General features: G+C 64.7%; 9 protein-coding genes. All 9 read right to left on the bottom strand.

The genetic code is table 11. The features are described from left to right. On the bottom strand, positions 1–121 hold a 121-nt coding region (locus GX181_04165), incomplete at its 3' end, for an LPS export ABC transporter permease LptG (GenBank protein ID NLM71144.1). Positions 122–123: 2 nt separating this feature from the next. Then, entirely contained in the window at positions 124–606 is a 483-nt protein-coding gene (locus GX181_04160; protein ID NLM71143.1) for an HAD-IIIA family hydrolase, read from the bottom strand. Then, positions 593–1,411, bottom strand: a complete 819-nt coding sequence (gene lpxA / locus GX181_04155) for an acyl-ACP--UDP-N-acetylglucosamine O-acyltransferase (GenBank protein ID NLM71142.1) — start codon at positions 1,409–1,411, stop codon at positions 593–595. The genes GX181_04160 and lpxA overlap by 14 nt, the downstream gene beginning before the upstream one ends. Continuing rightward, positions 1,412–1,867 carry a 3-hydroxyacyl-ACP dehydratase FabZ gene (fabZ, locus tag GX181_04150; protein NLM71141.1) on the bottom strand — a complete coding sequence of 152 codons (456 nt, stop codon included), beginning with the start codon at positions 1,865–1,867 and terminating at the stop codon, positions 1,412–1,414. A gap of 2 nt (positions 1,868–1,869) precedes the next feature. Next, positions 1,870–2,715, bottom strand: coding sequence for a UDP-3-O-acyl-N-acetylglucosamine deacetylase (locus GX181_04145; protein ID NLM71140.1), 846 nt, complete (start codon positions 2,713–2,715; stop codon positions 1,870–1,872). After that, the gene (gene lpxD, locus GX181_04140) at positions 2,712–3,800 is read right to left on the bottom strand and encodes a UDP-3-O-(3-hydroxymyristoyl)glucosamine N-acyltransferase (protein ID NLM71139.1); all 1,089 of its coding nucleotides are present in this window, start codon (positions 3,798–3,800) and stop codon (positions 2,712–2,714) included. Before lpxD ends, GX181_04145 begins: the two co-directional genes overlap by 4 nt. A 27-nt stretch (positions 3,801–3,827) precedes the next feature. Beyond that, positions 3,828–4,682, bottom strand: a complete 855-nt coding sequence (locus tag GX181_04135) for a hypothetical protein (protein NLM71138.1) — start codon at positions 4,680–4,682, stop codon at positions 3,828–3,830. Positions 4,683–4,698: 16 nt separating this feature from the next. Further along, a complete protein-coding gene (locus GX181_04130; protein ID NLM71137.1) occupies positions 4,699–5,118 on the bottom strand; it encodes a hypothetical protein in 420 nt (139 codons plus the stop codon). A gap of 21 nt (positions 5,119–5,139) precedes the next feature. Then, entirely contained in the window at positions 5,140–6,852 is a 1,713-nt protein-coding gene (locus tag GX181_04125) for a BamA/TamA family outer membrane protein (protein NLM71136.1), read from the bottom strand. Positions 6,853–7,072: the final 220 nt, after the last annotated feature.

Raw genomic sequence — 7,072 nt, 5'->3', positions numbered from 1 at the left:
GGAAGAGCAGGTCGCCCGCGACGAAGACCATAGTGAAGGAGGCCACGCCGAACATGAAGGCGCCGGACAGCTCCTTGAGTATGAACCTGTCGAGTATGCGAACTCCGGGCCGCGACTTCAACGTCAGTCCCCCGGCGCGCCGTTCATCGCCAGTATCAGCTCCGCAGCCTCGCGCACCGCTCCCTCCCCGCCGCGTGCGGCTGTGACGGTGCTTGCCGCCTCTTTGGCCTCGCGCACCGCGTCGCAGGGGGCGAAGGACGTTCCGACCGAACGAAGACACTCCACGTCGTTCACGTCGTCCCCCATGTAGGCTGCCTCGTCCGGAGATATGCCGAGCTCGTCCATCAGCCCGAGCAGCACGGGTAGCTTCTCCCGCACGCCATTGTACAGCAGGTCGATTTCCAGCTCCTCCGCCCTGCGCTCGGTCGCGTCGGAGCGCCTTCCGCTTATCAGGGCGACCCGGATCCCGGCCCTGCGAAGCATCGCTATCCCCATGCCGTCGTGCACGTGGAAGGCCTTGAACTCGCCCCCCGCGCCGTCGAGGTAGATCCTGCCGTTCGTCAGGGTGCCGTCCACGTCCAGCGCCAGCAGCCTAATCCTCCTCATCGCCCCTCCTGTGCGACCTCCCCTTAGTCCACGGTGCGACCCCCCTCTTGGACGGGGCGCAGAAGGAGAGTATCTCGCGCGCCTCGGGCGTGTCACCCCTCTCGGACTCGGCCAGCCGCTCCAGCGCGGCCCTTAGGGGCAGCCCGCCCCGGAAGAGCTCGTCGTAGATCGACTTTACCAGGGTGCGAGAGGCGGAGTCCATGCCCGCTCTCTTCATCCCCACCCTGTTAAGGCCGTAGATGGTCGCGGGCCTTCCGTCGCAGGTCAGGTAGGGTGGCACGTCCTTGACCACCTTGGACAGCCCGCCCACCATGCAGAGCGCCCCCACCCGCACAAACTGGTGCAGCCCCGCCATGCCGCCTATCACCGCGTCGTCCCCGATCGCCGAGAAGCCGGACAGGGCGGACTTGTTCGCCATCGTGACCCTCTTGCCGACGACCGCGTTGTGCCCTATGTGCACCCCCTCCATCAGGAACGACCCGTCCCCCACGATCGTGCTCTCGCACGAGCCGGTGGCCCGGTGGATCGTGACGTGCTCCCGCAGGATGACCGAGTTTCCTATCCTGACCCAGGACTCCTCCCCCCTGAAGGAGAGGTCCTGCGGCTCGCCGCCCAGGACGACGTGCTGCTCGATCCGGCACTTCTCCCCTATCTCTACGTAGTCCAGCACCGTGACGAAGCAGGAGAGCTCCGTCCCCGCGCCGATGCGGACACAGTCGCGCACGACGCAGAATGGGCCCACCACCGTGTCGTCGGCCAGCTCCGCCATGGGCGAGACTATGGCAGTCGGGTGAATGCGGGGCATCTAGCCGTCCGCCTTCTCTCCGTCCTCGACCAGGGTGGGCGCCGCCAGGAAGCTGAACTCCGCCTCCGCCGCCACTTCCCCGTCGACCCTGCCGACAGTGCGCACCTTCCCCGCGTTCTTTCGAAGCCTCTTCAGCTCGGCGGTGGTCACCAGCTGATCCCCCGGCCTGACCGGCCTGCGGAACTTCGCCCTCTCAACCCCGGTCAGGAATGTTATCAAACTCTCTTTTCCCGGCCTGGAGGAGAGCATCATCGCCGCCACCTGCCCCATCGCCTCAAGCACCAGTACCCCGGGCATTATCGGCTCCTGCGGGAAGTGCCCCTGGAAGAAGGGCTCGTTGTAGGTGACGTTCTTCAGCCCCACGGCGTGCTCCTCGTCGATCTCCAGTATGCGGTCCACCAGCAGGAAGGGATAGCGATGGGGCAAGCACTTCATAATCTTGTAGATGTCGAACATGGTCAGTCTCCTTTCTTTTCTCTCAGGCGCTCAACGAGCCTGCAGTGCATGGCGTGTCCGGCCCTGACGGCCGTAATCCCGGCGTTGAGAGGCGCACCCAGCAGGTAGAGATCCCCCATCAGGTCGAGTATCTTGTGCCTAGCGAACTCGTCCGGGAAGCGAAGCCCTCCCGACGCCCGGACCGAGTCCTCCTCCACGACTATCGCGTTGTCCAGGCTGCCCCCGGCGGCCAGCCCCTGGGAGAGCAGCCGGTCCACCTCGGAGGCGAGGGCGAAGGTGCGCGCAGGGGCTATGCTCTCCCTGAAGTCGTCGGAATCGTGGTCGTATGCGACCATGCTGGTCCCTATCGGGCTCCCGTCGTACTGGATCACGTAGACGGCACTGAACCCGTTCCGCGGAAAGAGCGAGACAGTGCTGCCCCGCCCCTCGTCCGCGATTACCAGAGGCATGGCGGGCGACAGTGCCCGGTCGCGAAGCAGCGCCGACTCGGCGTCGCCCAGAGGCTCTGACGCATCGTGCAGAGAGTCGGAGAACTCCTTCGCGCAACCACCGTACGCCGGTACCTCCGGCCCCTTCATAGTTATCCGCACGGACCACAGACCGAGGCTGAACAGGGCCGCAAACAGGTGCTCCGTGGTTCGAACCCTGGCGCCGCCCGGCAAAATCACGGTCGTACCGCGCCCGACTCCCTCGGCGGCGCACTCTGCGAGAGAGGCGACGACTCCTCGGATCTCCAACTCCGGCCCGCCCCCGTCCAGCGGTGCCACAGTCGCCTCGGAGGGCTCTCCCGTGTGCAGCCCCCTGCCGGAGAAAGTAACGGGGCGGCGCAGCCTGCGGGGCCGGTTCATTCGCCCTTCCCCGTTCCTTCGGCGGACTCTGGCTCCTTGAGTCGTTTCTCAAGCTCCTTGACGCGCGACAGCAGATCAGGGACGCGCTGCAACGCGGCCTGAAGGCGGAAGTTCTCCCTGTGCGGCCGTGCCGGGAAGCCTGATACTATCTCGCCCGGCGGCACGTCCTTGATCACCCCGCCCTGGGCGGCGACGATCGCTCCCTTCCCCACGCACGCGTGCTCCTTCACCCCGCTGCGGGCCGCCATCACCACGCCGTCCTCGAGCACCGCGCTGCCGGATATGCCGGTCTGGGCGACAATTATGCAGTTCTCCCCGATCACGGCATTGTGACCTATCTGCACCTGGTTGTCTATCTTGGTGCCGCTGCCGATCACCGTGTCGTCCAGCGTCCCCCTGTCGATCGTGGTGCAGGCGCCGACCTCCACCTCGTCCCCAAGGACCACCCCGCCGAGCTGCGGCACCTTCTCAGGCCGGCCGCCGTCCGGCGTCATCGGGACTCCGAAGCCGTCGCAACCGATCGCAGCATTGCAGTGGATCAGGCAGCGAACGCCGGTGCGAACCCTGGCCAGCAGCACCGCGCCCGGCTCTATCACGGTGCCCGGCCCGACGACACAGTCCTCCCCGACGAAGACTCGGCCGTGCAGGAACGCCCCCTTGCCGACGACAGCCCCTCCCTCCACCACGCAGCCGGGCCCGACCCATGCCGAAGGGTGCACTCGGGCGTCCTCGGCGACCGACGAAGTCGGGTGAACGCCGCTCGAGCCGAACGCGCTGCGAGGCGGCCTCTCGAAGAGCGACAGCAGCAGGGAAAATGCCCTCTTGGGGTCTTCGACCACGACCCCCTCGCAGCCGACATTCAGTGCGAAAAATTCCTCGTCGGCCAGGTAGAGGACGCCTTTTTTCGGCTCTTGAGCCGAGTCCCTCTTTTTTCCGCCCGCTCCGGGCGAGCCCCACAGGCAGACTATCTCCCCTTTGCTCGCGTTATCGGGCGAGGCGACCCCGGCGACTACGCGGGTTCCCTCACCGACGGGCGAGCCTCCGACCGCCGATGCGACGGCACGAAGAGTAAGCTTATCCTTCATAAAAACACTCCGTCCAGGTAATGATCTTTACAGGTCCAGTATGGCCCTGAGTGAATAGCTGTCAGAATCCCTCTCGTCGAAGTGCAGCTCCAGCGAGATCCTGCCGTCCAGCCTGTACCCCAGGCCGACGATAGAGTCCCCGTCCTCGCTCAGCCGCCACCACAGGTAGGGGGCCCGAGCTCCCTCCGCCACAGACAGGCGGTACCAGAGGGTGTTGCCGGGGAATGCAATCTCCGCGCCTATCAGCACGTTCTTCACAGGGCTCCACCGGAATCCCCAGCGGCTCTCCAGCGAGAAGTCCTCCACGGACATCACCCATTCGCCGTACAGCTCCACGTCCCAGCCGGTCACCGGGAGCGCCTTCCTCCCCAGGTGAAGCCCAATCTCCGGGTATCTCCCCTCAGCTCCGGCGTAGCCGGCCATCCAGGCCCTTATGGAGTACTTGGAGCTCTCCACCTCCGCCTCCACGGGCGACAGCTGCTCGGGCGAGAAGGATACGTCCACCGCCGCTCGGGCGTTGGTCACTGTGTTGGTGTCCAGCAGGGCGTCGGCCGCCAGGCCCTCTATCCGAAGCTTGTTGATCGAGGCCCACTCGATCGGCAGGCCGACCACGGGGGCCAGGGAGCGAAGCAGCTTCTCCTTCAGGTCGGAGCGGAAGGCCACCGGCAGGGTGGTGGAGTTTATCGACGGGACTATCGCAAGCACCAGCGGCGGCTTCGGGTTGAACGAAACGCGCAGCACCCTGCTCTCGTCGCTCCCCTCCAATCGCACCAGCAGCGACGGGTTCCACCCCGGCAATATCGGGGCGCACGCCTCCTCTATGGCCTCCTTGAGGGCCAGGTCAGCCCACGCGAGGGCCTCCAACGGCAGGAGGGCGAGCATCCGGGGCAGAATTCTCTCAAGCTCCGAAGCGGCGTCGGCGAACCACTCGTCCGCGGGAGGAAGCAGGGGGGGGAGGGTTTATCTCCACGCCCCAGGCGGTATCGGACTGAGGGGAAAGGTCCACCCTCACGGACTCCCCGCGCGGAACCACGTTCGGCGAATAGCCGGAGAATAGGCGCTCCGCCACGACGGACAGAAGCCGGACCCTGTCCTCCGCGGAAAGGTCGGGGTTGAGGGACAGCTCCTCCCACACGGACCTGAGGCTCCGCTCGACGCTCTGCCTCAGCCAGTAGGGCGCCCCGTCGACCACTATCTCGCCCGCGTCCGCGACGAGCGCAGGGACGCAGATCAAGAAAAGGGCTGCGGCGATGAACGGCAGCGCGCAGCCCTTTGTAAAGCCCGTATGGCGAAAGCTCCAATTGTACGAAGAACGCACGCCCGCGTGTCCTCCCCGGCGCTAGAACATCTCTCCGAAGCCGAAGTGGGTCCTGTTCTCCGTCTCCCCCTGGGCGTAGTCCAGCCTCATGTTTCCGAGAGGCGTCTTCACCCTGACTCCGAAGCCCCACGAGTCGTGGAGGTCGGAGAAGTCGATCCCCTCGTCCAGCCAGGCGTTTCCGACGTCGTAGAAGGCCACCAGGCTGAAGGCCTTCTGCACGGGGATGCGCACCTCTGCGTTGCCGAGGAACATGTCGGTCCCCTCGAACTCGCCCGAGTCGTAGCCCCGCAGGGTGTTCGAGCCTCCGAGCGAGTAGAGCCCCGCCACGGGCAACTCCCCGGACGAGAAGCCTATGCGCATCCTCGCCGCGAAGATCACCGGGTTGTCCTTGTCGATGGCGCCGAACTGCCGGTTCAGCAGGTTCTCCAGCCCCAGCACCGGGGAGTAGTACCTCGCCTGCAGCCAGTACTTGGTGTAGCTGTACTCGCCTCCGAGGGCCTCCATCGCCTGCTCGACGTTCAGGTCGATCACGTCGCCCTTGGGGTAGCTTAGGTAGGGGTGCGTATTGTCGCGGGTGAGGGTGCCCAGCACGGAGAAGATCTTTCCACGGGTGAGGTCGTCCACTCCCGTCTGCTCTCTGATGTTGTAGGCGTCTATGTCGCGCCAGTCCAGAGTCAGGAACCAGCTGAATTTCTCGTCCCTGCCGAACTTCTTCCCCGCTCCCACGAATACGTTGGTCATGTCCTCGTCGTACTTCAGCTGCTTCACGCCTCGCCTGTAGTATAGCCGGTCCTCCCAGTTGCGCTTGATGATCCCGACCTTCCACGCGTAGTGGTTCCTGTCCATGTAGGGCTCTGAATATGTCGCCCAGTACTGGGAGTTGTCGCCCAGCTCGAAGCCCACCTCCCCGACGTGCCCCAGCCCCTTCCAGTTGCTGTCGGAGTAGGTAAGCCCGCCGGACCAGCCGCTTCTCGTGCCGTGGCTTATGGACACTCCCACCCTGCCGGTCTTCTGCTCCAGCACCGTTATGATGATGTCGGTCTCGTCAGGCTCCTCGCCCGGCTCGAAGCCGACGTTGACGTCCTCGAAGTAGCCCAAATTCTGCAGCCTGCCGATGGAGTGCCTCAGTATCGTAGCGTTGAAGGGCTCGCCTCGCTTCATCTTGATCTCGCGCGCGATGACGTGCGTCTTCGTCTTGACGTTCCCCTGGACGATGATGTTGCCGACCCTGGGCTCCACTATCTGCACCGTGATACGCCCCTCCTCGATCTGGACGTCGGCTATCTTGACCATGACGTAGCCGTCCTCGTGGTACCTCTCCTGGATGCGGTCAAGGTCGTGTCGGAAGAAGACGCGGTTGAACACGTTCCCCGGCGTGGTGAAGACGAGCTTCAGCAGCTCCTCGTCGCTGTAGATCGAGTTGCCGGCGAAGGAGACACTCTCCACCACCGGGTTCTCCTGGACTACGAAGGTGACTCCGATGCCGCTGGCGACGCTGTACAGGTTGATGTCGACGAAGGAGAAGAAGCCAAGGGCGTAGATGGCCTCTATGTCGCTTTGAAGCTGCTCCCGGTTTATCGGCTCCCCCGCCTTGGTCGTGATCACACCGAGGATGTGCTGAGACACCACCTGCTCGTTCCCCTCCACGTCCACAATCGCCACGAGGGGGTCGACCGCGAACACGGGAGGAGCCGCGAACAGGATCGCCAACAGGCAGAGCAAAGCCGCCGGCATCGACCTTCCGATGAATTTCTTCACGCGATCTCTCTCCTTCCGAAAAAACGGGTTGGAATCGTCAATGACTATCGCCGCAAGACCCCGCCGAACGCCGCGTCGAAAGGGGCGAAAACCGTCCCTATCCCGCGCGTGCCCGGGCAGGTACCTGAAATATAACGCGAGAGGCCCGCAAAAGCAAGACCCCTCCCCTCTCGTGAGATTACACACAGTATTCGTC

The sequence above is a fragment of the Synergistaceae bacterium genome, from assembly GCA_012521675.1.
GTDB lineage: Bacteria > Synergistota > Synergistia > Synergistales > Aminobacteriaceae > JAAYLU01.
Note: the sequence above shows the minus strand (reverse complement) of the source record. Positions and strands in the feature narration are given on the sequence as shown.

What these genes read in the sequence shown, in the direction of transcription:
- lpxA (NLM71142.1), bottom strand. Translation starts at nt 1,411, where the DNA reads ATGCCCCGCATTCACCCGACTGCCATAGTCTCGCCCATGGCGGAGCTG.
- fabZ (NLM71141.1), bottom strand. Translation starts at nt 1,867, where the DNA reads ATGTTCGACATCTACAAGATTATGAAGTGCTTGCCCCATCGCTATCCC.
- GX181_04125 (NLM71136.1), bottom strand. Translation starts at nt 6,852, where the DNA reads ATGCCGGCGGCTTTGCTCTGCCTGTTGGCGATCCTGTTCGCGGCTCCT.
- GX181_04145 (NLM71140.1), bottom strand. Translation starts at nt 2,715, where the DNA reads ATGAACCGGCCCCGCAGGCTGCGCCGCCCCGTTACTTTCTCCGGCAGG.
- GX181_04160 (NLM71143.1), bottom strand. Translation starts at nt 606, where the DNA reads ATGAGGAGGATTAGGCTGCTGGCGCTGGACGTGGACGGCACCCTGACG.
- lpxD (NLM71139.1), bottom strand. Translation starts at nt 3,800, where the DNA reads ATGAAGGATAAGCTTACTCTTCGTGCCGTCGCATCGGCGGTCGGAGGC.
- GX181_04135 (NLM71138.1), bottom strand. Translation starts at nt 4,682, where the DNA reads ATGCTCGCCCTCCTGCCGTTGGAGGCCCTCGCGTGGGCTGACCTGGCC.